The following is a 25,832-nucleotide window of genomic DNA, read 5'->3' as shown; positions in this document are numbered from 1 at the left end:
CTGGCTCATGCAAACCGCTTCTTAACTCCGTAGCGATTCGACAAAAATCTGTTCCAGTTGCTGCGCCGACAGCCGCCCGGCGGTTTCGTTGACCTGCATCATGAGTCGATTGGTGGGGCTAGCGGGCGGAAAAACCGTAACGCCCCGCTTTTTAAGCTGTTCCGCGTAGGTTTTCAAGTCTTTGTCTTTCACCACCAGCGAGAAAATATTGGTCCCGGAAGTAACCCGTTCGACCTCAAACCCGGGGTGTTTGGCCAGTTTCTGAATCAGTGCTTCGGAGGTTTTCACGGCCTGCTGATACCGTTCCTGAAAACCGTCGGCATAATGCAGCGCCACCAGCGCATACGGCCAGGCTTGCGGCAGGCCCGCCCCAAACATGCGCCGGGTGTGGTACATCGGTTCGATGAGTTCCTTCGGTCCTGCCAGAATCGCGCCCGAAGCGGCATTGAAATATTTGTAGAGCGAGACATAAACCGTATCGAACGGGGCGGCATAATTGGCGGGGGAAATACCGGTATAGGCCGAAGCCAGAAACAGCCGGGCGCCGTCGAGGTGCAATTTGATCTCCTGCTGACGCGCAAAATCGCAGATCTGTTTCATCTGTTGGAGATCGAAAAGCTCCCCGCGTTTCCGGCGAACCGGCGATTCGATCGAAATGACACCCACTTTCCGGGCCACCCGGCCCGCTGCGGTTTTTTGCAGCACCTCCTGCACTTCTTCCAGCGTAAACGTAGCCTGGTTGACGCCTAACGGAATCAGATTGAGCTGACTCAGCGTTTGGGTACTATCGCCGGTATCGCAGTAGACGTGGCTTTCATTCTGCACGATCACCCGGCTGTTGCTGCCCGCCAACGCCCGGATGGCCAGGTGATTGGCCAGTGTGCCGGTGGGCATAAAGATGGCACTCGGCTTCCCCAAAAGCCGCGCAAATCTGGTTTCGAGTTCCTCAACGCACCCGTGCAGGGAGTAGGAATCGGCCACAACCGTCGCTTTCTCAGTCAGTTGCGCCAGTAAGTGCGAATAATCGGCGGGTGAGAGATGAATCCCGTCACCTGTGAAATCGACATTGGTGCTGGCTTTGTCCAGGCTGGCGGTTTTCGGAACAACGATTTTGGGAAAGGCCGCCGGTGTTGAAACGGCGGCTGCGGCAGAGAGTTTGAGAAAGTTTCGGCGGTTGACATGCTCCATGAAGCGAATATAAGCCAAAATCACTGCGGAACAAGCAGACCGGTTTGCAGGAGCCAGTGGTGAATCCGGCCAAACCACTCGTCAAAAGTTGGTGTTTTCGGATACCCGTGCTGGCCTTTGGTATAAATGTGCAAATCGGCAGGGACCCCGTTCTGTTGCAGGGCTTCATAGAACAGAAGACTGTTTTTTACCGGAACAACGGTATCATCAGCGCCGTGGGTCAAGAAAGCCGGCGGTGTCGTCTTGTCCACCTGCAATTCATTGGAATACAAGGCAATCTGCTCTGGTTTTGGCGAAGTACCCAGCAGGTTTTTACGGGTACCGCCGTGGGCAACCTGGTCGGTAAAGGTAATAACCGGATAAATCAGCACCATAAAATCCGGCCGGACGCTAACCGCTTCCTTGTTTTCGAGAACCGCCTGATTGAAGTGCGTTCCGGCCGTCGAAGCCAGGTGGCCACCGGCTGAAAACCCCATAATGCCAATTTTTTTCGGATCGACACCCCATTCTTTCGCCCGCTGCCGGATGGTTTTGATGGCCTGCTGGGCGTCCTGCAACGGCCCGATGGAAGGATCGATCATGGTTTTTTCGCTGGGAAGGCGGTATTTCAGGACAAAAGCTGCCACGCCCAGTTTGTTGAAGGCTTCGGCCACATCAAACCCTTCGCGTTTCATCACCAGCCCGCCGTAGCCGCCACCCGGACAGACGATGACGGCGGTACCCGTGGCTTTTTCCTTCGGGGGCAGGTAGATGGAAAGGGTGGGTTCGACCACATTCGAGACACTCTGGTCGGGCCGTTTCACTTCTTTGACGTCCGACGGTTTGGCATTGGGAATCGGCCCGCTATACAATGGAATCGTTTCCTGAGCGATACTAATAAAAGCTGAAAGGCTGCAAAAGCCGCTTAGAAGAAGTTTTTTAAGCATTATTTTAAGGGGTTAGGAAAGTGGCAAAGGTAACTTAACGAAGCGGTTGTTTTACAGTGATGGGAACACGGATTAAGCGGATTGAACAGATTAACTCAGATGAAAAATCTGTTCAATCCGTTTAATCCGTGTTCCATTTAAAATAAGATCTTAAACAGGTTCATTCTTTAAATCAGGCAAACCGAAGTCACGGCCACACCTCTCCCGGAAACGGTTTTTCCAGCAGATACCGGTAAATAAACCGCGCCGTTTCGGCCTGGGCATGTTTGGATTTGGCCGGTGTTCCAAAACCGTGCCGCGCCCCCGGATACACCATAAACTCAAAGTGCTTGCCAAGATTCTCCAGCTTATCGACCAGCTGAACGGAATTCTGCATGTGCACGTTGTCGTCCATCGTTCCGTGGACGATCCGGAGCGTGCCTTTCAGCCGGTCAGCATACATCAACACGGAGCTTGCTTTGTAGCCTTCCGGATTTTCGGCGGGCGTATCCATAAACCGCTCGGCGTATTCGGTGTCATACAACTGCCAGTCCATGACGCCGAAGTTGGCAATCCCGTGCGTAAACACGTCCGCGCCCCGCGTCAGGGCCAGCGCCGTCACGTAACCGCCGTAACTCCCGCCGGTGATCGCGATTTTTTTCGAATCAGCCAAGCCTTTGTCGATCAGCCACTTTACCGCCGTGCTGTAGTCTTCCAGCTCCCACTTGCCCAGGTTCCGGTGCATAAAATTCTGCCCGGTTTTGCCGAAATGCCCCGAAGCCCGGTGGTCGATGGCGACCTGCAACAAGCCGTCCTGCGCATACCACTGCGATTGCGGAGTGTAGGCCCAGCGGTCGTATACCGTCCCGGCATTGGGGCCGCCGTAGATACTGATCAATACCGGATAGCGTTTGTTCGCGTCAAAATTCGTGGGGTATTTAATCGTCATCGGCAGCTGAAAACCGTCCGTTGTCGGCACGCGCACGAGTTCGGTTCTGGCGACATCGAATTTCTCGAAACCAGCACCTTTCGTATCGCCCAATTCTTTGATCAGCTTGCCATTTTTATCAACCAGCGCCATTTTGGGCGGGGTCTGGAGATTGGAATACGTCGTAATGAAGTAACTGCCGCCGGGCGAAACCTGGACCTGGTGACTGAAGTCGCCAAACGTCAGCCGTTGCAGTCCCTTGCCGTCGAGCTTCACTTTGTAGAGATCCGTCCGGGCCGAATTTTCCTTGCGGGCGGTGAAATAAACCAGGCCGTTTTTCGAGTCGACGAGCGAAACGCCCGTTACGGTATACTTCCCGCTCGTCACCGGATTTTTCAGTTTGCCATCCATCGTATGCAGATACAGGTGCATCCAGCCCGATTCGTCGCTCATGCGGATAAAATGCCTGCCGTCGCCCAGAAAATGAACGGTCGTCAGCCAGTCCACCCAGGTTTTCTGGCTCTCACTGACCAACTCGGTTTTGCTGCCCGTCGCCGGATCGACCGCAACCAGTTTCAGGGTATCCTGCCCCCGGTTTTTCCACTGCATCCAGAGCGCTTTCGAGTCCGGGGTCCAGAACGGCGTGCCGAAATAATGGTCGGCGCTGGCGTCGTAATCCGCCCAGACGATTTTTCCGGTAGCCACTTCCACGATCCCCATTTTCACCAGCGGGTTGGGATCTCCCGGTTTCGGATACCGCTGACTTTCGAGATAGCCGTGTTGTCCGGTGGCTCCGGCGATCGGAAAAACCGGCACTTTAGCTTCATCGAACCGCATGAAAGCCAGGTACTTGCTATCCGGCGACCACCAGAACGCCTTGTGTTGCGTGGCCCGACCCAGCACTTCTTCCCAATACACCCAGGCTGCGTAGCCGTTATATACGGTCTCGGAACCGTCGGTTGTCAGTTGTTTTTCCTTACCGGTCGTTAAATCTGTTAGGTAAAGGTTTTTACTATCTCGGGTGTAGGCCAGCCATTTTCCATCGGGCGAACCCGTAAGATTCTGACCGTTTTTATCCGGCGAGGCAGACAAAGGCGGATACATCACCCAGCCACCGGTTTCCTTGTGTTCACTTTCCTGACCGGTTTTGACATCGACCGCATAGGTTTTTTCGCCCTTCGTCAGCAGATAATGCGAATCGTCGGCCCATCCCTTGACGGCGGGCAGCGTTTGCAGAAGATCAGTTGTTTCGTTCCGGAATAATTGTGCAGCGGTAAACGGTTGTTTTTGGGCGGATAAAGTCCCGGTGAGCAGCAAAAGCGACAGGCAAATCTTGAATCGCATGAAACAGTAAATCGTTTAGGTTGATGAATTGGGCCGGGTTGATACCGACTCCAGAACAAAAGTTACGTTTTTCCTTCACATAACCAACCGGAATTGATGCCGCCCGTCGAACGTATAGAGGGGTACTTTCTTCTGCTGAATGGAATCGTGTTTATAAAGAAAGTCATCCTTTTACATGTCTATACAAGAAATTTTGCTTATTATAGACGCTCCAAAACCAATCATACTTTAATCAAAGCCTGAAATTTTATGAAAAAAGTCACACTATTTACCGCTTTTCTCTTCGCTTCGGTAGCCACCTACGCCCAAACCTGGACCGTTGACAAAGCCCACGCCAAAGTTGGTTTTACGGTTACTCACTTGTTGGTTTCGGATGTTGACGGCAATTTCAAGAACTTCGATGCCAAAATTACGTCATCAAAACCCGATTTTACGGACGCCGTTGTTGAACTGACTGCCGACGTGAACAGCATCGATACCGGCAACGAACGGCGCGACTCGGATTTGAAAAGTGAGAAATACTTCGATGCCGCCAAATTCCCCACCCTGACGTTTAAAAGTAATTCATTCAAGAAAGTTGAAGGCAAGAACTACAAAGTGACGGGTGATTTGACCATGCACGGCGTTACCAAACCCGTTACGCTGGACGTTACGCTCAATGGCCCGATCCAACACCCGATGAGCAAGAAAGACGTGGCCGGTTTTAAAATTGCCGGTACTCTGAAACGGTCGGACTTCGGAATCGGAAGCGGCACGCCGGTGGCGATTGTGAGCGAAGAAGTGACCATTCGGGCCAACGCCGAATTTGGCAAGCAATAAGATTTATCATTCGTTCTGAAAGAAAGAGAAGGACAGGCCCGCCAAAGGCTTGTCCTTTTTGTTAGATTTGCGATCTGATTATTCCCCAATCCATGAAAAAACTACTCACGTTAACCGCCCTGCTCGGGAGTCTGATGGCCCACGCCCAATCTCCCAAAGAAGTTCTCTACGTCGGCACGTATTCGACCCGGGGCAGTGAAGGGATTTATGTGCTGGAATTTGACCGGACCAACGGCTCGCTGAAACAGCTCCAGACGGTTTCGAACGCCAAAAGTCCCTCTTTTCTGGCCATTCACCCAACCGGCAAATTTCTGTATTCCGTCAACGAAGCGGCTGCCAATTCGGGTGGCGTCAGTTCCTACAGCATCGAGCCCAAAACCGGGAAGCTGACGATGATGAACCAGCAATCGTCGCACGGGCGCGGCCCCTGTCACATTGCCATCGACCAGACCGGCAAGCTGGCGTTTGTGTCGAACTACGGCGGAGGAACGTTCACAGTTCTGCCCATCCAGAACGACGGCACGCTGGCACCCGCCACGGATACGCTGAAATACGAAGGCAAAGGAGCGAATGCCCAGCGCCAGGAAAAACCGCACATTCACTCGGCCACGCTTTCGCCCAACAACCGCTTTGTGTACGTCTGTGACCTCGGTACCGACAAGGTGTATATTTACGAATTTGACAAGACCACGGGAAAAGTGAAACCGGCGGCAACACCCTACGCGAGCGTTTCGGCGGGTTCGGGACCGCGCCACATTGCGATCCATCCCAACGGAAAATACCTGTATCTGGTGGAAGAACTGACCTCGACCGTGGCTACGTTTGCGCTCGACAGCAAAACCGGTGCTTTGACAATGATCGAAGACAACGTAAAAACGCTGCCGGCCGATTTCACCGGCAACAACACCAGCGCCGATATTCATACCGACCCGAAAGGGAAATTCCTCTATCATTCGAACCGCGGCTACAATTCGCTGGCGATTCTGTCGATTGCCAATGACGGGAAGCTAACGCTGATCGGCCAGCAGTCTACCGAAGGCAAAACGCCCCGCAATTTCCTGATCGATCCCAAAGGGGAGTATGCGTTTGCCGCCAACCAGGATACGGACAACATCGTCGTGTATAAGCTCGATTCGAAAACCGGGAAGTTAACACCAACCGGTACGCAGGTCAAAGTTCCCGCACCGGTTTGTCTGAAGCTGTTTTCAGTAAAATGACCCAGTCTGAGCTGAGGCATTACGTTGATCTACTCCATAGCACCGCTGTTCCTGCGGTTCTGAACGAGTTGGAGGAGCGGTTGCAAACCCGTCTGCGCGAAGTTGACACCCAACCGGAAGCGTTGCTGGACGTGTTGTTTCTGAAAGCCATTCGGGATCATCTTCAACCGCAGGCCGTTTCGCACGAGCACCTGTATCTCCAGCAGTACGAGATTCCGCAAATTGTTCTTTTCGATTTGCTGATCAATCAGTTGCCGTTTGTGGTCATGAGCCATGCCATCACAAACCGGGCGATGGTTAACGAGCTGAAACTGGCGGAAAAGGCCGTGGTGCTGGATGTCGGCATTGGCCGTGGGATTCAGATTGCCCGGCTGATGGACGAATTGTCGGCAACCCGAACCCGCCTGAAACACCTGACGGTGATCGGCGTAGAGCCGTTTGCCGAGGCCATTGGGTTTGCCGAAACGCTCATTCGTCAGGCGGCCGAAAAAGCCCCTTTTGCCGTCGAGTTTGTACCGATTATTTCGCTGGTCGAAGACCTCGCCCCCGAAGCGTTTATGCGTGCGCTGCCCGGGCACTTCGACACCCTTTTGATCAACAGTTCACTGACGATTCATCACCTGCCGACGGCTTTGCAGCGGCAGTCGTTTTTCCACTTGATGCGGTCGTTGCGGCCCAACGCCTTGCTGCTGACCGAACCTCATTCGGACCACTTCGAACCGGATTGGCGTCGGCGGACGCTGAATGCGTACGCTCATTACCGGGCGGTATTTGGCGTTATCGACGGTTTGGCGATTGACACGACCGCCAAAAACGGCCTGAAAATGTTCTTCGGGCGCGAAATTGACGACGTTGTTGGCCATTCTGACGACAATCGGTTCGAGCGGCACCAGGAAGCACAGCACTGGGTCCGGTATTTGCAGGAAAGCGGTTTTTCGCTACGGCCATCCTTTGAAATCCCCACGACCCAACCGCCTTCGCCGATTACGGTGCGAACCCATCCGGACGGTTATCTGGCACTGGAACACGAAGGGATCACGGTATTGTCGATTTTCCGGGCGGTTAGCAGTGGCTGCTGATCGAGGCAACTCGTGATTAGCCCTCTACTTTTTCAAACACCAGCCGGTAATGATCCATCGTTTCGCGCTCGAAACAAACCCGGTTTGGACTGACCCGAAAAACCGCAATTAAATCCCGAAAAGACTTATTGGTTAGAAAACGGGGCAGCAGAGAAGCATACAGCGCGTATTTCTTCAGATTAAACGCCCGGAACCGCTTCCGCCATTGGCCGATGGTTTCGATGTAGTCGAGCCGCCCGCTGCTCTGCGAAATCAGCTTGAAATGAGGGGCGGCATTGCGGATCACCTGCTCAGGGCCGTAGGGCAGCCACGAGCCCGGAAACTGGGCAATCATCAACGCCAGCGCGTACGAATCCGAGTCTTTGGGAGCATTCAGGCTAATTTCTTCCAGCGGCAGCATGTTTTTGCTGAACACCATCGTCTGCATGTAAAACCGCCCGCCCACGGGCAGTAATTCTTTGAGATTCTTGAAGAAATCGGCATAAACCGCATCCTGCTGTCCGGCTTTGTATTGCTCAATGGAACAGAAATGCTCCATTCCGCCAATGCAGGTAACCGCATCGAAGGTGCCGTAATCGGCTGGGGTGATCAGGCGGCAATCTTTTACCTCAACGGTCAGACCATTCTGCACGCAAGCCGCAGCCTGAGCCGACGACAGGGTGACGCCCCGGCCCACAGCTCCTTTTTCCTTGATATAGGTCAGGAACGGCCCCCAGCCGCAGCCCATGTCGAGCACTTTCGATCCTTTGGTAATACCCAGACTTTCGGCGATAAACCGATGTTTTTGCCGTTGAGCCTCTTCGAGCGTCAGGCTGAAATCACCGTTGTACATCGCCCCGCTGTAGTCGCCGGTCTGGCCTACACTCAGGCGGAATATCTGGTCAATCGTAGAATACGTAAATTCTAAGTCGTTTTGGGAAGCCATCAGTTAACGGGTATTCGGCCAATTTACTTTTTTTTGGTTTTCCTTTTAACGATTGGCGGTGAATATTTTCCGATGGCAGTTTTTGCGGCCTTACCAAAAGAGCGGATGGGAAGTGATCACTTTCCAGACCCATCACGGCGCCCCGCCGGCTAAGGTGGGCATTGGCGGGGTCAGTTACCTGGCGGTTGTATTCTTCAACCCGGTATTGATTTACGAAATCGTTGAAATTTTTATTCGTTCCAACGTTGATAACCTGCGAAAGTACCGAATGGGTGTGTAGACGCCACCGGTGTCAAAAGTAGTCCGGCTCATGCCGGTTAAAACCCTTTCCGTGGTTCTTCAAGGCTCATCGTATGATTTGGTACGCATCCCGGACGGCTCTGCTGAACCACCAAATCAGCCTGCGAAACAATGTCGCAATTGGCCCCTTAGATTGCCGTTTTCAGACGCTATCCGAGTCCTTTCCGAGCCGTAAATTTGTTCTGGTAATCCAACGAAACAACAACGCATACTGCCATGAAAAAGACAAAGATTCTGTACTGGGTTTTTACCGGATTGTTCGCATTTGTTATGCTGGGATCATCCATACCCGATATATGGGTTATTCCGCAAGCCGTAGAAGGGTTTAAGCAAATCGGGCTCCCGGCTTATCTCATTCCGTTTTTGGGCTGGGCGAAACTGTTCGGTGTAATCGCCATTCTGACACCCGGTTTTCCCCGAATTAAGGAATGGGCCTATGCCGGTTTGATCTTTGATCTATTGGGTGCGACCTATTGCGTATTCAGCGCCGGAAAAGCGACGATGGACTGGTCGCCCATGTTGATTTTCGTAGTTTTAGGGTTTGCGTCTTACTTTTTTTACCACAAAAAACAGGAAGTTGCTTCTTTAACCGAACACGGAAACCAGAAATATCCACAAGTGGTTTTAAGCTAACCGGCGTATTACCTCACTTTTATAATCCGTTTGTTGACATCCGCCACGATGCCAGCAAACGGATTATGCCGTACGCCTACTCTCTGAATGTCCGAATCTTCTGTAAACAACAAACCTATGACGAAGCGGTTCTATGCTCTTTTGGCCAATTCCCTCGCGGCTTCCGTAATCAACAACTGTGTCTGGTTTGCGCTGACGTTCTGGCTGTATCTTGAAACAAAATCCGTGGTGGCCACCTCAATCATGGCTGGAATTTACCTGGGAGCGGTCGCTTTCTCCGGTTTTTTCCTGGGTTCACTCGTTGACCACCACCGCAAAAAAACCGCCATGATGGGGTCGAGCGTGGCGTCTTTAGGGTTTTATCTGATTGCCTTACTGCTGTACAGCGCAAACCCGTCGTCGGTCTTTTCGAACCCCGCCAGCCCTATTCTCTGGCTGTTCATTCTGCTTGGCCTTCTGGGGGCCATTGCTGGCAACATCCGGAGCATTGCGATTGCCACTCTGGTAACCCTCTTGATTGCCGAAGACCAGCGGGACCGAGCCAATGGATTGGTCGGAACCGCCAATGGGGTATCGTTTCTGGTGGCCTCCCTGTTCAGCGGTCTGGTAATCGGTTTTTTGGGCATGTTCTGGATGCTGGCGCTGGCTATTGCGCTGACGGCACTGGTTATCCTCCATTTATGGTCGGTTCCGATTCCGGAACGGGAAGCCGTTTCCACCCAGGCGGCAACCAATTCCGTCGACATCCGGGGAACGCTCAAGGCAATTCAGCAAATTCCCGGCTTTTTGGCCCTTATTTTTTTCAACACCTTTAACAACTTTCTGGGTGGCGTTTTTATGTCGCTGATGGATGCCTACGGGTTGTCGCTGGTTTCGGTGCAGGTCTGGGGACTTCTGTGGGGTATTTTGAGTATGGGCTTTATTGTCGGCGGTATTATTGTAGCCCGGAAAGGTCTGGGAAGCAAACCATTGCGGACGCTTTTCCTGGCGAACATTGCCATGTGGACAGTCTGTATTTTCTTCACCATCCAGGCTTCGATCGTTCTGCTGGCGGTAGGGATGTTCATCTATTTATGCCTGATTCCGGTGGTGGAAGCGGCCGAACAAACCATCATTCAAAAACTGATTTCACCCGAACGGCAGGGGCGGGTTTTTGGGTTTGCCCAAAGCGTCGAGCAGGCGGCTTCGCCCATCACCGCTTTCATCATCGGCCCAATCGCTCAATTGCTATTCATTCCTTTCATGACAACCGGCGCGGGCGTAGACCTGCTCGGCCCCTGGTTCGGAACCGGCAGTGATCGCGGCCTGGCGCTGTTATTCACCGTCACCGGATTCATTGGACTTGTCGTTACGCTGGTCGCCATGCGCTCCAAATCGTACGGAATTCTGGCGAACAAATACCAGGAGTTGTCGGATCAGCCGACCCTCGTCAATCAAGAGTTACCGTCTTGATCAGCGACGAACCTATCATCGACTGCCTGATCCTGATACAGTTATACAGAATTTTACCAACCCGGTTTTTCTTTAAAAAGAGAAAAACCGGGTTGGTATACGATCACCTATTGATTCAGATTCGGGTTAATGGATGTGTCGGTATACGGCAGCGGAAACCAATAATTGGCCTTGGTAATGGGCTTGATCGGTTGCAAATCGTCGGGGCTTTTGGCGGCATTGGCGGCCTCGACCCGTTCGAGCCGAACCAGATCGAACCACCGGGTGCGCTCACAGGCAAACTCCCAGGCCCGCTCCTGCACCACAGCATCAGCAAACTGAGCAGCCGTCAGTCCGTCGGCCGGGGTCAGCGGTTTGGTTCCCGCCGGCAACCCCCGCAGACGAACCTGATTCAGGGCATCATAAGCCGCCTGATCAGGGCCGCCGGTGCCCCGGGCTTTGGCTTCGGCATAAATAGTCAGTACGTGGGCGTAGCGCATCATCACTGAGGGCAGGGAAATGCTGGAAGTGACGATGTTACCCTTGATGTACCATTTTTTGTAATACGGGTGCTTGGTCAGGCTCTGCTGCCAGGGAATTTTGGTCGCTCCCAAACCAAACTCCGTCCGAAAGGTAGCGTCTTTGCGGGGACCTTCGGGAAAGTTTTTGAAGAAAGTAAGCTCGGCAAACATGTCATCCCAGCCGCCTTCTTCACCGGGCATGGCGGTATTGCCGTAAGTCGCATTGGCCGTACCGCTCCCGGCGGCAAAACCGCTGATTTGATACACCGATTCGGCGGTGGCGGCCACCGCCGGATCATTTTCAAACACGGCGGCAAACGTGGGCAGCAACTGAAAACCGTAGGCCGCCCGGTTATCGATCACTTCCTTCGCTTTGGCGGCCGCCAGGTCATATTTATCAGCCTGTTTTAACGGCCAGCCCGCCATCGTCAGATACACATCCGCCAGAAACGCCTTGGCTGAACCGACATTCGGGCGACCCGGATCCCGTTTGACCGTGGGCAGCATGGTCTCGGCTTTTTTCAAATCCGCCACGATCATTTCGTACACTTCGGCCGGGGTCGATTTCTTAATCGTGAGCAAATCATCCGAATATTCACCCGCCGTTACCAACGGAATACTTCCATAAAACCGGGTCAACCAGTAATACGAAAAGGCCCGAATGAAATACGCTTCGCCCGCAATGATGTCGATGGTCGCCTTGGTGCCAACGGTTTTTGTGTAATTATTGATGACGTTATTGGCCCCCTGAATGGCTTTGTAACACCCGTTGTATACCGCCCCCGAACGCTGGTTGGTGGTTGAAACGTTGAATTGATCGAACTCCCGCCAGTCGGCTTTGTTGCTGGCGGGGTGCGTCGTCACATCGTCGGCACCAAGTACGGCTGCGTTGGCCGAAGGATGGATAAACCCGTAGCTCCATTGCGAACCCAGACCCTTATACGCGCCCGTCAGGGCCGATTCCAGACCATCCTGTGATGAAAGAACATTCGGGCCATATAACAACCCGGTTGTATCTTCTTCCAGGTAATTCTTACAGCTCGCTGCCAGCAGGCCAATCAGTATATAAATCGATAACTTTTTCATCTTTTCTTTATGTAAAGGGTTTAGAAGCCCAGATTCAGACCAAGCGTGTAGTTTTTTGAGTTGGGATATGAACCGTAGTCGATCCCCATTGCCGTATCCAGGTTGGAGCCCACGTTGCTCGATTCGGGATCCGGCCCTTTGTATTTGGTGATGGTCAGCAGGTTGGTGGCGCTGACGAAAACCCGGATCGTTCCCTTGTTTTTCAGGAAAGCCGTCGGCACGTTATACGACAGACTCACATTCTTGAGCCGAACAAAACTGCCGTTTTCCATAAACCGGCTCGATTGCGTAAAGGGCTGGTAAGTTTTGGTGAAAGCCGGCACATCCGAGGTTTCGTTGCCGGGTCGGTAATAATCCCGGATTTCTGCCAGAATAAACTGACGCGCATCCCCCGCACCCGACAGCGCAGCCGCCCGGGTGTAGTTTAGTTTGTCGACGCCGAACACGCCGTTAAAGAACACATTCAGCGTCAGCCCTTTATACGAAAAGGTGTTGTTCCAGCCGCCGGTCAGTTTCGGGAATGCGCGACCGATGATCTGGAAATCGTCGGTCGTGATCGTATTGTCGCCATTGAGGTCTTGATAATGCGGATCGCCCGGTACGCGGCCAAACCGGGCGGCCAGATCCGCTTCGCTGGCTTTAAACGTGCCGAGGTAGTTCAGCCCCCAATACGAACCGAGCGGTTCGCCCGGCATCAGCATAAACTCGTTGGTGGTCGACATACCCGCCCCTACGCCGGTGCCGGTTCCCAGGCGCGGTAAACCGCCCAGGCTGATTACCTTATTCCGCAACGTGGATAAATTCAGGTTGGTCTCCCAGCGGAAACCGGAATGGTCAAAAGGAGTAGCGCCGAGCGAAAACTCGAATCCTTTATTTTCAATTTCACCGACATTGCGGGTTTGGGTTCCTCCGCCAGCGTAGTTCGGTAAGGCGACATTCAGCAGCAGATCGGTGGTATTTTTGTGGAAATAATCGGCTTCAATCCGAATCCTTCCGTTGAAAAACTCCATTTCCAGCCCCACATCGGTCTGTTTGGTGGTTTCCCACTTCAGATTTCTGTTTCCCTGATTGCCCTGAATCACCCCGGCCACGGCCGCCGTGTTGTTAAACGCCACGAAGGTCGTGTTGTAGGGCGACAGCGTAGCGTAGGGGCTGATGGCCTGGCTGCCCGTCATTCCCCAGCTTCCACGGAGCTTCAGATTGCTGAATACATTGAGGTCTTTGATGAATTTTTCTTCCGACAACCGCCAACCCAAAGCGACCGATGGAAAAACACTATACCGGTTTTCCTTGCTGAATTTGGACGACCCATCCCGGCGAACAGCCGCCGTCACCAGGTACTTGTCTTTGTAGGCATAATTCACCCGACCCAGTAAGGAAAGCAAGGTCGATTTTTGGTAGCCCGAAGCCACGGAAGCCGCCGAATTCCCGCCGATGTTGTCATATCCCAACTGCGGAAATCGAAGGCCCGAAGCCGTGGCGGTGAAATTCCGATTCGTGAATCCCTGGGTTTCCAGAACGGCTACGGCATTGATTGAGTGGTTGCCAACCGTCAGGTTGTAGTTCAGATTATTGGTGTTTTGGAGCGTCACCTGCTCGGCCGAATACCGGGTGGCGCTGGGGTTGTTGTTGGAAAGCCGCTTGCCATTAAAGCTCAGGTTCTGGGCGTTCAGGTAGTTGATGGCATACTGAACGTCCAGCGTAAGACCTTTAATGGGCAACTTGTAGTTAACACCACCAACGACATTGAGCGCGGCCCGGTCGGCATCCACGGATTGATCGTAGAGGTAATCCAGCGGATTCCGGTAGACCGAACCAATCGGGTCGGTAAAGGTGGGCTGGCCGTCGGTATCATAAGCGGGCGTTGTCGGTGCCCACGCCAGCGCCTGAATCAGCGCTCCACCCCCGTTCGTGTTGTGATTGTGGGTTTTGGTACCCGACAGGTTGAGCCGCAGTGACAGGCTGTTACTGATCTGCGTGGTTAAATTGGTACGAAGAATATACCGTTTAAAATCGCTATTTTCGACAATACCGTTCTGCCCCACGTAGTTACCCGAAATCAGAAAAGTCGTTTTGTCCGAGCCTCCCGAAACCGTCACCTGGTGCTGCTGGCCACTTCCCCGGCGATACACCAGATCCTGCCAGTCGGTGCCGCCGTTCTGCTTAAAACCGGCTATCTGAGCCGCCGTAAAGGGCTGATTCGATCCGGTAGCGGTGGCCCGGGCGTTCACAATTTCCGCAAATTCACCGGCGGGCAACACGTCATACCGCTTGATGACATTGGATATGCTGGCCTGGCCTTCGTACATGACCTTGATGCCTTTCGATCCCCGCTTGGTCGTGATGATTACGACGCCGTTGGCGCCCCGGCTTCCGTAAATAGACGTTGAAGCCGCATCTTTCAGCACCTGGATCGTTTCGATATCACTGGGGTTTACGAAGTTAAAATCGGCCCCCACAAACCCATCCACGACGTAGAGCGGGTTGTTGTCGCCCAACACCGAGTTGGCCCCTCTGACACGGATGCGGGCATCACCGCCCGGCGCACCGTTGGCCTGGGTCACCTGAACACCCGCAGCCCGCCCCTGTAACACCTGGTCTAAACGGGTAATGGGTTGTTGGGCAAATTCTTTGGTTGAGATGGCAGTCAATGCCCCGGTTACATCGGTTTTGCGCTGGGTACCGTACCCGACCACAACGACTTCATTCAGCGTTTTGAGATCTTCCACCAGTTGGACGTTAATTACCGAACGCCCGTTAACCTCCACCGTCTGACTCACGTAGCCAATGTTGGAAAATACCAGCGAGGCATTGCCGGCAGCATTCAGGGTGAAATTACCAGCGGCATCGGTGGCCGTTCCCAGCGTCGTCCCACTAATCTGGACGTTGACACCGGGAAGGCCCTGGTTGTCGGTCCCGGTAACTTTACCGGTCACTCTGACATTCTGGGCAAATGCCAGGCCTTGCCCCAGACAGAGTAGCAAAATGACTAGTTTTACAAATTTTCTCATAGTTGGAAATTGATTATTGGTAAGAAAAAGGAAATTCATGCTGATCCGGGCGTGCGAAAAACAACCGCCAGTCAATCCGGGCTACCGAAAGCGGATTCGAAAAAATCAGAAATTACAGAACGGTTTACGTCAGCTTAATCGATTAAGCAAAAACTTAAATTTAAGATGAGCCTTCAATTTTACACGGCTGACCGATTGGAATCAGTTTAGGATGCATACCATTTCAAGATGCGTATTCGGGCGATGTTACAGGACGGTTTGTCGGCCTATTCTTTTCCCTTGTTTTTTTAGTATTCGATTAAGAATTGGTATCGCCAAAACTATGCTTAATCCTTTAAACAAAAAAGCTTTTAACTAATTTTTAATTATACCGGTAAATAATATAAATTTCCTTCCATCTCTTCAGTCCGATTGCTATGGTCCAATCAGGGTTCATGAACCAAGCAACGCCTGAATCACAACCCCGATGCGGTGACTATTTGTCGAATTCAAAACCTGATCGTGGTTGGCTTCCAGGAGGTGTTCTTCAAAATGGGCGGTTGTGTAGGGTTTCCAGCGGAAGTCAGGCCGAATCTCATACTGAAAAGCGGATGAGTCGCTCGCGCGGAATAATAAAATGGGGGCGGCAACCGATAGTTGAACCTGAATCTGTCGTACGTACTGATGAACCGCCGAGAAACCCGATTCCTGCCAACTGACCGCCTTGCTCACAACGATTGAATTTGCATGAGCGGATTGCGGGTTCAGCCGCTTTCGATACCGGGCAACGGCCCGATTCCAGCTAGCACGCCAACTAACGCTTCGCTCGGATTTCAGACCCGCCATCACCTTCCGCCCGATCCGGTATGCATCCTTCCGCAACGATTCCCGAAACGTAACGCGCCGGTACAAAGGCGTGTCCAGCAAAACAATCTGATTCAGAATAGACTGGTGCCGTTGCTCCAATTCCAGTGCCACCTGATACGCAATCAAACCGCCAAACGAAAAACCAATCAACGCGCTTTCGGCCGGTTTATCAATAGCACAGGCAATCTGCCGAACCAGGTCTGGGAACGGAATCAGCTCGCCATTTTTCGTATATGGCTCATAATGAACATAATATAGGTTACAATCCTGATTCAGATGGTTTTCAATCCAGCGGTACATCCGCCGATCGCCCGGTAGTGGCGGAATAAAATAAACCTGCTTCCGATTGGGTTCCGGCTTGTTCAACGGAATGCACTGAGCCCGGTGCTGGTCCTGGCCCATAACATAGTAAGCCAGGGCTTTGGGAGTCGAATACGAAAAAGCCGCATGAACCGGTATGGTTTTGCCTGTACGGTTTTCCAGTTCGGCCAAACTGCTTTCAGCCGTCAGCGAATCGCCCCCAAGGTCCTGAAAAAAGTCGTCGTAATCGGAGAAAACGGTAGTTACTCCCAGTTCTTTCTGCCAGATGGCCTTGATAAGCGGAACCAGATCTAAAGAATGTTCATCTGTGATCGCTGAATTGTCGGTAATGGAGTTCGCCGTTTCCGGAATCTCGGCCAAACGCTTCCGGTCAATTTTACCGGTTTTGGTCTGCGGCAAGGCATCGAGTAAATTATAGCGGTCGGGGAGCATAACCACGGACAGTCGCTGCGCCAGCGATTGCTTCAGACTAGCCAGGTTAAAATCCGGTTCGGCACACAGGAAGGCTTTCAGGAGAGGTCGGTTTGGGTGGACCATATCGTAAATAACCGCAGCGTTTTTCACGCCGGGCGAGTTTTTAAGCTCCTGTTCCACCTGAACCAGACTCACCTTTTGTCCGTTAATCTTCACCATAAAATCCGTTCGGCCACACCAGAACAGGTAGCCATGGGCATCCATAAAACCCAGATCGCCGGTGGCATACTGAACGGTTTCGTCGGGCAAGAGCAGATAGGCCCGTCGCGTTGCGGCCCCGTTATTGGGGTAAGCCGACGGAATGAACCGCGCCTGAACGACGATTTCACCAATTTGACCGGCAGGCAATACGGCCCCGGTTTCCGACCGAATCGAAATCGCCCGACCGTCTACCGGTTTGCCAACCGAGAAAAGAGAATTGGACGCCGGCGTATCCGTGCGAATTTTATGTTCCGAAATGGTGCGGGTTTCGGTGGTCGCATACGCCACCTGCAGCGTCGTATGCACCGAAAACCGTTCCTGAAACCCGGCTACATCGGCATGTCGAACGGGTTCGGCACCGATGGAAAGCATTCGTAAAGCAGAAAGGGTTTTAAAATCCGCATCACTTTTTAACAGGAGCCGGAAGGTGCTGACCGACAAGCTGCTGAAGGTGATCGTTTGCTGCTGCCAGAATACCGGTAACGACAACACACCTTCTTTTTTCAGATCGTAGAAAACCAGCGTGGCACCGGTGAGCAAGGCCGGGAAAATACAGGCCAGTGAGGCACTGAATTCGAGCGAAAACAGGAGGTCGATCCGGTCGGCCGGGCCAATTTCGTTGTCCGTTATTTGTCGGAACGTATCCGCCAAAATACTCTGATGTGAATGAATAACCTGTTTGGGTTGGCCCGTACTGCCCGAAGTAGTAAAGAGGCAAAAAGGGTGCTCCGGATGACAAACCGGGTAGGATTCGGCACCGAAACCACCTGTCCGAAGCATTTCGGGCAGGAGCACCGATAGCGTCGGATACTCCGGAACGACCAGGGCCAAGTCGCTGATTAGACAGGGGCAATCCGGCAAATCCAGGGCATCGCTCCGAAATTCGGCCGATTGATGGCTGATGGAATGGTAATAATTACCGGACAGCACAACACCGATCAAAGCTGCGACGTGTTCAATCGGATCGTCCAGCAAGACGGGAATGCATTGCTGATTGAATTTCCGTTCCACCAGGGCACAGCCATACTGATTGGCCCGGCAGAACAAGGCCTCGTACGTTACCGTTCGATTTCCTGCACAAATGGCGGTTTTCGTTGCGTAAAGCCGGGCCATTTCCGCCCAACGCAGTCGAAATTCATTGCTCATACACGCGGTAACATTTGTAGGGAATTAGCCCTACTCTTACCATATTCCGGTAGCTGGCCCCGCCGTCGTATGCCCACGAAATAATACTCCGGGCGTTCTGCTCATTCACCCGGTTTAGCCGCGTTACCAACGCCGATGTGTGGTAGCCCCGGTTCCGAAATGCGGGCAGAATGGCGCCCCCGGCCAGAAAAAAATCCGCGCCACTACCGTACAAAACCGCAATTCCGACGGGCTCCGCCTGGTCGGTTACCCGAAACAACGAGATGTTTTCAGTACCCAGCAATTGCCTGAAATTGGCAACCACAGGGGCGGTATTTTTCTGTTCCGATTCAAAAGCGGCCAGATAATCCTCGGTAAATTCCGGGAGGGTTGCTTCATGAACGGGTTCGAGCTGGAGATTTTCCGGAAGTGGCTGCGGACGGTAGGCCAGCAAAGGGTCATGAACCGCCCTGATCCGTTCTTTCAATGAGTAGCCACGGTCCGTTAAAAACCGGTCATGCGATTCGGCGCAAATGGCTTCATCGATGAGCAGTTTGTGATGATCTATTTTCTGTTCGGCGTAAAACGAGTGCGCCTGTTCGATAACTTCCGCCAAGCGGCCGGGTTCATGGCAAACGCAGTAATTAAAATACCCCACTTCCGTAAACGAAAGCAGCAAATGGCTGGGATGTGATTCGATCCGGATCTTTTCGGTGTTTACAGGAACGTTCGCATAGCGACGAAGCCGTTCAATATCGTATTCAAAAAATAAATCCATGAATGAATTGAGGTGGGTTTGGGGAATACAATATTACCAATTTTCGAGAATAGTAACATTTTATATACGTTCGTTTCTGTATAGGTGACCGGTCTACCCAACTCCCATGCTGGCAGAGTCGATGTTAAAAAATGAAAAATTTTACCTCTATTTTTCACCCTCAAAAACAATTTGTTTGCATTGGCGTTATAGCTATGTAATTCGTTCGGAAGTGGAGAAGGAACGGAAACGTAACTATTCTTACAGACGAATGAAATCAAAAAGCCAGGTGACTTCGGTCGTCTGGCTTTCATTTTTGGCACCTTGTTTAGCCGCTTCGAACCGCCATGACGCCAACCAGACCGCAGCCGGAAGTCTTTCATTTTCAGGACGATGGCCAGATACCCAACAGCAAACTTCCACTGTTGCTGTACCGAAACTCCTTTTCAGAAACCGGTCTGGCCGGGGCCTCCTGGCTCGAACAACGGTTTTCGGCCACTAACTGGACCAATTCCTGGCGCAATGGCATTTTCGCGTATCACCATTATCACAGCACCTCCCACGAAGTCCTGGGCGTTTACAGCGGCTCGGCATTCGTGCATCTGGGTGGCGAAAACGGGCAGAAAGTCCGCATACAGGCGGGCGATATCATCGTTATTCCCGCTGGTGTAGGCCACAAAAAGCTCGACGCTTCGGCGGATTTTGGCGTGGTCGGCGCTTATCCTGACGGCCGGGATTATGACGTTTTACGGGGCGAACCCGGCGATCGGCCGCAGGCCGACCAGAATATTGCCGCGGTGCCCGTACCAAAAACCGACCCTTTTCTGGGCGAAAAAGACGGATTGACGCGTCTGTGGAACTAGTTGGTCGAAATCGGATTTACTACATAAAAACCATCCGCGACTACCTTGTATGAACTTTACCTCCACCGTACTGATTCTGCCCGGTCTGGGCAATTCGGGCAAAAACCACTGGCAAAGTGAGTGGGAGCGCCAGCACCCTGATTTTAAACGCGTTAACCAACAGGAATGGGACGCCCCGGTTTGTAACGACTGGATCAATGAGATCGATCGGGCTGTTCTGGCCAATGATCCCGCCAAGGTAGTACTCGTGGGCCACAGTTTAGCCTGCTCGACCATTGCTTTTTGGGCGCGCACCTTTCAGCGGCCCATCAAAGGGGCTTTACTTGTGGCACCAAGCGACACCGAAGCCGATTCATATCCGGCCGGAACAACTGGATTTACGCCTATTCCACTTTTCAAACTTCCTTTTCCGTCGATTGTGGTCGCCAGCACCGACGATTTTTACGTCACCCTGGCACGCGCCACACTTTTTGCCGAAGCCTGGGGCAGCAAATTGGTAACTATTGGTGCTGCGGGCCATATCAATGTCAGTTCGGGTCATACGAGTTGGCCTGAAGGGCTGCAGTTTCTGAAAGAATTGGATTCGTAATCACCGGCCAGTCCGCTGGCTGACTTGGACGTTCCACCGTTGGTGTTAATTTTACACCTTTTCTGCAAATCGTATTTTACCAACCTTCTGATGAAACAACCGCACGGTATTTCCCTCCTTCTATTTCTCCTTTTTTTTGGCCACTTTACTCTTTTTTCTGACCCGGTTTCGGGCCAGTCCAAACCCAAAAAATACGTTCTGATCGGGTACGTTGGCGGGGGCGGCTGGACCAAAAGTGACATTGAACCGCAGAAGCTGACGCACATCAACTACGCCTTTGCGGTTCCGGCTCGGAACGGTGAATTGGCTCCGATCCGGGCCAGGGATTCGGTCAATCTGGCCACGCTAAATTCCTTGAAAACCATCAATAAGGATCTGCAAATTCTGATTTCCATCGGCGGCTGGGGCGGATGCCGGTATTTTTCGGACGCGTCGCTGACGGATGCGGCCCGGAAGAAATTTGCCCACAGTGCGGTTTCGTTTATGAAAAAACACCAGCTCGACGGCGTCGATATTGACTGGGAATATCCGGATCAAATTGGCGAAAACAACATTTTCCGCCCGGTTGATAAACAGAATTTCACGCTGCTGCTGAAAGAGTTACGGGAACAGCTGGATGCGCAAGGCCGGAAGGACAACCGCCCCGCATCCCGGCATTATTTGCTAACGGCGGCCACCGGGGGCGATACGGCTTTCGTAAACCACACCGAATTGGGCAAGGCGCAGAAATACCTCGATTACGTCAATATCATGACATACGATCTGTACCACGGAAACGATAAAAAAACCGGCCACCACAGTCCGCTCTATCAATCGGCCCTCAGCGATCATTCCCGCAACAGTTCCGACGATGCCGTCAACGGTCACATTAAAGCCGGGGTTCCGGCCAGCAAAATTGTGCTGGGATTACCTTTTTATGGTCGTGGCTGGACGGCGGTCAACCCGGTCAATAACGGTTTGTTTCAACCCTCGGCAGGCAAGCACCTAAGTCCGAATTACGACGACCTGGTCGCCAACTACATCAACAAAAATGGGTATACGCGGTATTGGGATGACAAGGCCAAAGCGCCTTATTTATGGAATCCCGAAAGCCGTACGTTCATTTCATACGCCGACAAGGAAGCGATGGTTCATAAAATTGCCTATGTCAAGTCCAAGGGACTAGCGGGCGCGATGTTCTGGGAGTATACCCTTGATTTAAAGGAAGATAAATTACTGGATGTGCTGGTTCGGGAGCTGGCGAAGTAAATAGAATTAGTTCGCGGAGGCAAGCGGAGCAGAGTTCGTATTTTTGCTTACCTCCTTCTCCTCCGCTTATCTCCGCGAACCAACTCTTTTCTTAAACCACCTGAACGCCAACCTCGTAATAATCGATAGCCGGTGATCCGGCAAAATAGCTGCCCATATTCTTCAGAACGCCCTGAAGAAACCCGTTGGTTTCGGCATTCGTTCGGGCTTCTTCCGATTCCCAGAGCGTCACCATCAGGCATTTATTGGTAGTGGAATCGGTTAAAAAACGGCTGTTTTTGAAACCGGCCAGTTCCTTGAGTGCAGGACCTACCGAATCACGAAAATAAGCCGTTGCTTCATTGATTGTGTCGGGCTTTAACGGAACCTGGATAACACGTGCGTACATCTTCTAATGAGTTAAGGGTTAAACTGTTATCAAATGTAACTTTAAATTTATGAGCGTATTGTTATATTTCGGTTAAGAACGCCCGATTTTTAGCGAATAACCTGTTCTCTGATGGCTTCTCTGTTACATTTGCGCTGTTAATCCGCAAAATCGTATGAAAACCGCATCGTTTAGTTTAGTATTCGCCGGCGTACTGCTCATCGGTTCCGCCTTTCAGAGCATGGCACAAACCAAAGTGATTGCCCACCGGGGCGCCTGGAAAAATACCGGTGCTCCCCAAAATTCGATTGCGTCGTTGCAACAGGCCATCAAGCTCGGCTGCTACGGCAGTGAGTTCGATGTTCACATGACCGCCGATTCGGCGCTGGTGGTCAATCACGATCATATTCTGCAAGGCGTTTCGCTCGAAACCGCTCCTGCCGCCGACATTAACGCGCTGAAACTGGCCAATGGCGAATCGCTGCCTACACTGGAAAGTTATTTAAAAGAAGGACTAAAGCAGAAAAAAACCCGCCTGATTCTGGAGATCAAGGCGTCGAAAGTCAGCAAGGAACATTCCCTGGCGCTGGCGACCAAATGCGTACAAACCGTAAAAGCGCTGAAAGCCCGGAAGCTGGTCGACTACATCAGTTTCGATTATGATGTCTGCAAAAAAGTAAAAGAACTGGATCCCTCGGCCAACGTGGCTTATCTGATGGGTGATAAAGCCCCGGAACTGCTGGCAGCCGACGGCTTATACGGGCTTGATTACCACCAGAGTATCATGAAGAAAAATGAAAATTGGATTCAGGAAGCTCACCAGAAGAAACTGACCGTCAACGTCTGGACGGTCAATGATCCCGAAATGATGACCTGGCTGCTGGAACGCAAAGCGGATTTTATCACGACCGACGAACCGGAAAAACTGCTGGGAATGGCGAAGGAGCAAATCCGATGATCAGCTCCGGAGGAGCTTCCTGTTACTAGTCTTCAGATCGGCTCATGTTATGAGCCCCGGCGGGGCGTCCTGCTTTTGTTCAGAACGCCCCGCCGGGGCTTGGTTGTTTTTAGATTGACAGAATACCGCACCGGTGGCCCGGCCCTCCCGAGGTAAAAAACGCTTTTGATTTACGCTTAACTTACTTATTCCGCCGTTTTCACCTTCCCGGCCATCAGGGCAACGCACAAGCCCATACCGGCAATAATCACGAAGGAAATGCGCAGACTGGTGGCTCCGGCCACAAAACCGATCAACGGAGGACCAATCAGGAAACCCAGAAAACCGATGGTCGAAACAGCGGCCAGGGCCACACCCGGTGACAGAACCGTGGATTTGCCGGCGGCACTATACACCAGCGGAACCACCGACGAAACGCCGAAACCGACCAGAAAAAAGCCGAGGATGGCCGTGCCCAGATACGGAAACGTAACGGCAGTCAGCAAACCGGAAGCGATCAGAATTCCGCTCAGTTGCAGCGTGCGCTTCAAACCGTACCGGGTGGCAAACCAGTCGGCAATGAACCGCCCCAGGGCCATCGTACTCATAAAAGCCGTATAGCCCGCGCCCACCATCGCCTTGTCGGCCAGAATCACTTTCTTGAAATAAATACCGCTCCAGTCGAACATCGCACCCTCGCAAATCATCGCGCAAAAGGCAATGATGCCCAGAATCAACAGCGTTTTATCCGGTTTCGCAAACAGGGGCTGGTCGGAATTCGTATTGGCATCTTCCGGCAAAATATACCGGGATGCGACCGCCAGCGCAGCCAGGGCAAAAAACAGAATAGCCGCAAAATGCTGGTACGGAACGATACCGGCACCAATCATGAACGCACCGATCATGGCTCCCGCAAAACCCGCCAGACTCCACAACCCGTGAAACGACGCCATGACCGGCCGGCCATACAGGGCTTCAACGCCCACGGCCTGCGTATTGATAGCGATGTTGGCCATATTGCCAACCAGACCAAATACGAAAAGGCAGGCCATCAATTGCAGCGTACTTTGCGCAAATCCCAGGCTCAGGAGCGTGAGCGCGTAGAGTCCTACGGCCAGCGTGGCTACTTTCCGACTCCCGATTTTTGTCGTCAGCCAGCCCGCCAGCGGCAGTGAAATCATCAGCCCCGCCGGAAGGGCCAGCAGAACACCACCCAGTTCCGTATCCGTTAATCCCAGCGTTTGCTGAATGCTCGGTATCCGCGACGCCCAACTGGCAAAAGACAATCCCTGCAGGAAAAATAAAGCCCCTACCGCGCCACGACGAATGGTACGCGTGGAAATCCGGGGTGATAACCGATGAGCTATTGTAAAATTCATTATTGAAAAAATTCAAATTTCAGGTTGTATTCAAATTACTCTTAACGAGTCTAAAGTGCAAAAATAGCTTTATTATCAGTATATAACGCATCTTTACCTGACCGTAAAATCAAAACAAACCCGTTTTAGTTCTTAGTTTTAGTCAATTCTGAAAGAGTTCGTATAGTTTGTATGGATAGTACAAAAAGAAGCCAGTCCACCCAAAAGCCTGAAAGGCTTCCATCATTAGCCCCGGGTATCACCCGGGGATTGGGTCGCCCGGGGGTTGTTGGATCGGGCGGGATTGATTACCCGGGGATTGTTGGATCGGACGGGGTTGATTACCCGGGGGTTGTTGGATCGGACGGGGTTAATTACCCGGGGGTTGGATCATCCGGGGATTTGATCATCCGGGGTTGGATCATCCCGGTGTTGGATCGCCCGGGGTTGGATCATCCGGGGGTTGGATCGCCCGGGGTTGACCATCCGGGGGTTGGATCATCCGGGGGTTGTTGAATCGGACGGGAACGAATGGAGGTTGGATAATGGGACGGGAACGGATGGTGGGTGATGGTTTCAACCGTCGATGGGTTCAACCGCCGATGATTCCACCGGTGGATGGGTTCAACCGGTGGATGATTTCAACCGCCGATGATTCCACCGGTCGATGGTTCCAACCCGTCGATGGTTCAACCCGCCAATGGGTTGTACCCGTTGATGGTTCAACCCGCCCATGATTCCACCCGCCAATGGGTTCAACCGTCGATGGGTTCAACACGTTGATGATTCCAACCCGCCGATGGGTATAACCAACCCCGGGCGATGCCCGGGGCTAATGATTGAAGCCTTTCAGGCTTGGTTGGCTGCGGCTAAATCTTTCTTTTTTAACGGTTTTGTAACCAAAAACACTTTTTGACTACCTGTTGCACGAGTTTTTCAAATAGCTTTGCGGTATGAAATCCCTGATTTGTTTGTTGATGAGCGTCCACCTGCTGGTTCTCTCCGCCTGGCCCTGCGCCGACGGGTGCCTGACGGTGCGTGTCGATAAACAAAATACGGCCACGATGGCCAGTGACCACCACCAACACGACGATGACAAGACTGGAGCCGATTTGTGTTCTCCTTTCTGTGGCTGCGCCTGTTGCGGAACCGTGCTGGAATCGACCCCGGTTTTTCACTTTGCCTTTGCGGCTTTTTCATTTGCTTTCGTTCGGCATTCTACCTTCGTGCCGACCTTGCCTTCTGCGCCGGTTTCCTGCTGGCAACCACCCCAACTCGGCTAAGACAGGATACATGCGCCCAATCGGTTCGGTGCAACCGGGCTGCCTCTCGCCACGAATCGGCGATTCTCTCCTTTTT

General features: G+C 52.4%; 21 protein-coding genes. 11 read left to right on the top strand and 10 right to left on the bottom strand.

The window, feature by feature from the left end; translation table 11 throughout:
- Positions 1 to 21: 21 nt before the first annotated feature.
- The 3 genes from EHT87_RS20530 to EHT87_RS20520 all read right to left on the bottom strand — a co-directional run bounded on the left by EHT87_RS20530 (position 22) and on the right by EHT87_RS20520 (position 4,365).
- Positions 22 to 1,188, bottom strand: a complete 1,167-nt coding sequence (locus EHT87_RS20530; RefSeq protein ID WP_124908891.1) for a threonine aldolase family protein — start codon at positions 1,186 to 1,188, stop codon at positions 22 to 24.
- 20 nt (positions 1,189 to 1,208) lie between these two features.
- On the bottom strand, positions 1,209 to 2,114 hold the full coding sequence (locus EHT87_RS20525) for an alpha/beta hydrolase (RefSeq protein WP_124908534.1): 906 nt from the start codon (positions 2,112 to 2,114) through the stop codon (positions 1,209 to 1,211).
- A 187-nt stretch (positions 2,115 to 2,301) separates the two neighbouring features.
- Complete coding sequence (locus EHT87_RS20520; protein WP_124908533.1) at positions 2,302 to 4,365, bottom strand: S9 family peptidase; 2,064 nt, start codon at positions 4,363 to 4,365, stop codon at positions 2,302 to 2,304.
- A gap of 249 nt (positions 4,366 to 4,614) precedes the next feature.
- Between EHT87_RS20520 and EHT87_RS20515 the strand changes: the two genes are divergently transcribed.
- The 3 genes from EHT87_RS20515 (at position 4,615) to EHT87_RS20505 (ending at position 7,480) form a co-directional block, all read left to right on the top strand.
- On the top strand, positions 4,615 to 5,184 hold the full coding sequence (locus EHT87_RS20515; protein ID WP_124908532.1) for a YceI family protein: 570 nt from the start codon (positions 4,615 to 4,617) through the stop codon (positions 5,182 to 5,184).
- Positions 5,185 to 5,276: 92 nt separating this feature from the next.
- Positions 5,277 to 6,401 carry a lactonase family protein gene (locus EHT87_RS20510; protein WP_124908531.1) on the top strand — a complete coding sequence of 375 codons (1,125 nt, stop codon included), beginning with the start codon at positions 5,277 to 5,279 and terminating at the stop codon, positions 6,399 to 6,401.
- Entirely contained in the window at positions 6,398 to 7,480 is a 1,083-nt protein-coding gene (locus EHT87_RS20505) for a GRAS family protein (RefSeq protein WP_124908530.1), read from the top strand. The genes EHT87_RS20510 and EHT87_RS20505 overlap by 4 nt, the downstream gene beginning before the upstream one ends.
- A gap of 16 nt (positions 7,481 to 7,496) precedes the next feature.
- Here the strand turns inward: EHT87_RS20505 and EHT87_RS20500 are convergent, their stop codons facing one another.
- Entirely contained in the window at positions 7,497 to 8,405 is a 909-nt protein-coding gene (locus EHT87_RS20500) for an SAM-dependent methyltransferase (protein WP_124908529.1), read from the bottom strand.
- A gap of 58 nt (positions 8,406 to 8,463) precedes the next feature.
- Between EHT87_RS20500 and EHT87_RS31420 the strand changes: the two genes are divergently transcribed.
- The 3 genes from EHT87_RS31420 (at position 8,464) to EHT87_RS20485 (ending at position 10,790) form a co-directional block, all read left to right on the top strand.
- Positions 8,464 to 8,685, top strand: a complete 222-nt coding sequence (locus EHT87_RS31420) for a hypothetical protein (RefSeq protein ID WP_185716296.1) — start codon at positions 8,464 to 8,466, stop codon at positions 8,683 to 8,685.
- 236 nt (positions 8,686 to 8,921) lie between these two features.
- Positions 8,922 to 9,338: a DoxX family protein gene (locus EHT87_RS20490; RefSeq protein WP_124908528.1), complete on the top strand. Its 417-nt coding sequence runs from the start codon at positions 8,922 to 8,924 to the stop codon at positions 9,336 to 9,338.
- Between the two features lie 117 nt (positions 9,339 to 9,455).
- On the top strand, positions 9,456 to 10,790 hold the full coding sequence (locus tag EHT87_RS20485; RefSeq protein WP_124908527.1) for an MFS transporter: 1,335 nt from the start codon (positions 9,456 to 9,458) through the stop codon (positions 10,788 to 10,790).
- 107 nt (positions 10,791 to 10,897) lie between these two features.
- Here EHT87_RS20485 and EHT87_RS20480 read toward each other — a convergent pair whose 3' ends face one another.
- From EHT87_RS20480 to EHT87_RS20465, 4 genes are all read right to left on the bottom strand, one after another.
- Entirely contained in the window at positions 10,898 to 12,376 is a 1,479-nt protein-coding gene (locus tag EHT87_RS20480; RefSeq protein WP_124908526.1) for a RagB/SusD family nutrient uptake outer membrane protein, read from the bottom strand.
- Positions 12,377 to 12,396: 20 nt separating this feature from the next.
- Positions 12,397 to 15,387 carry a SusC/RagA family TonB-linked outer membrane protein gene (locus EHT87_RS20475; protein WP_124908525.1) on the bottom strand — a complete coding sequence of 997 codons (2,991 nt, stop codon included), beginning with the start codon at positions 15,385 to 15,387 and terminating at the stop codon, positions 12,397 to 12,399.
- Between the two features lie 432 nt (positions 15,388 to 15,819).
- Complete coding sequence (locus EHT87_RS20470) at positions 15,820 to 18,375, bottom strand: AMP-binding protein (protein WP_124908524.1); 2,556 nt, start codon at positions 18,373 to 18,375, stop codon at positions 15,820 to 15,822.
- Positions 18,365 to 19,132 (bottom strand): hypothetical protein, encoded by a 768-nt coding sequence (locus tag EHT87_RS20465; RefSeq protein ID WP_124908523.1) that lies wholly within the window; start codon positions 19,130 to 19,132, stop codon positions 18,365 to 18,367. The genes EHT87_RS20470 and EHT87_RS20465 overlap by 11 nt, the downstream gene beginning before the upstream one ends.
- 326 nt (positions 19,133 to 19,458) lie before the next feature.
- Between EHT87_RS20465 and EHT87_RS20460 the strand changes: the two genes are divergently transcribed.
- From EHT87_RS20460 to EHT87_RS20450, 3 genes are all read left to right on the top strand, one after another.
- The gene (locus EHT87_RS20460; RefSeq protein ID WP_124908522.1) at positions 19,459 to 19,974 is read left to right on the top strand and encodes a cupin domain-containing protein; all 516 of its coding nucleotides are present in this window, start codon (positions 19,459 to 19,461) and stop codon (positions 19,972 to 19,974) included.
- Positions 19,975 to 20,023: 49 nt separating this feature from the next.
- Positions 20,024 to 20,563, top strand: coding sequence for an RBBP9/YdeN family alpha/beta hydrolase (locus tag EHT87_RS20455; protein ID WP_124908521.1), 540 nt, complete (start codon positions 20,024 to 20,026; stop codon positions 20,561 to 20,563).
- A gap of 90 nt (positions 20,564 to 20,653) precedes the next feature.
- Positions 20,654 to 21,811: a glycoside hydrolase family 18 protein gene (locus EHT87_RS20450; protein ID WP_124908520.1), complete on the top strand. Its 1,158-nt coding sequence runs from the start codon at positions 20,654 to 20,656 to the stop codon at positions 21,809 to 21,811.
- 91 nt (positions 21,812 to 21,902) lie between these two features.
- On the opposite strand, the gene EHT87_RS20445 is transcribed toward EHT87_RS20450, so the two are convergent.
- Positions 21,903 to 22,199, bottom strand: coding sequence for an antibiotic biosynthesis monooxygenase family protein (locus EHT87_RS20445; protein WP_124908519.1), 297 nt, complete (start codon positions 22,197 to 22,199; stop codon positions 21,903 to 21,905).
- Positions 22,200 to 22,353: 154 nt separating this feature from the next.
- Between EHT87_RS20445 and EHT87_RS20440 the strand changes: the two genes are divergently transcribed.
- Positions 22,354 to 23,136 carry a glycerophosphodiester phosphodiesterase gene (locus EHT87_RS20440; protein ID WP_124908518.1) on the top strand — a complete coding sequence of 261 codons (783 nt, stop codon included), beginning with the start codon at positions 22,354 to 22,356 and terminating at the stop codon, positions 23,134 to 23,136.
- 185 nt (positions 23,137 to 23,321) lie between these two features.
- On the opposite strand, the gene EHT87_RS20435 is transcribed toward EHT87_RS20440, so the two are convergent.
- Positions 23,322 to 24,494, bottom strand: coding sequence for an MFS transporter (locus EHT87_RS20435; protein ID WP_124908517.1), 1,173 nt, complete (start codon positions 24,492 to 24,494; stop codon positions 23,322 to 23,324).
- 932 nt (positions 24,495 to 25,426) lie between these two features.
- Between EHT87_RS20435 and EHT87_RS20430 the strand changes: the two genes are divergently transcribed.
- Positions 25,427 to 25,756: a DUF6660 family protein gene (locus tag EHT87_RS20430; RefSeq protein WP_124908516.1), complete on the top strand. Its 330-nt coding sequence runs from the start codon at positions 25,427 to 25,429 to the stop codon at positions 25,754 to 25,756.
- Positions 25,757 to 25,832: the final 76 nt, after the last annotated feature.

This window comes from Larkinella knui (assembly GCF_003858645.1).
Classification (GTDB): domain Bacteria; phylum Bacteroidota; class Bacteroidia; order Cytophagales; family Spirosomataceae; genus Larkinella; species Larkinella knui.
This window is presented reverse-complemented; position numbering and strand designations above follow the sequence as displayed.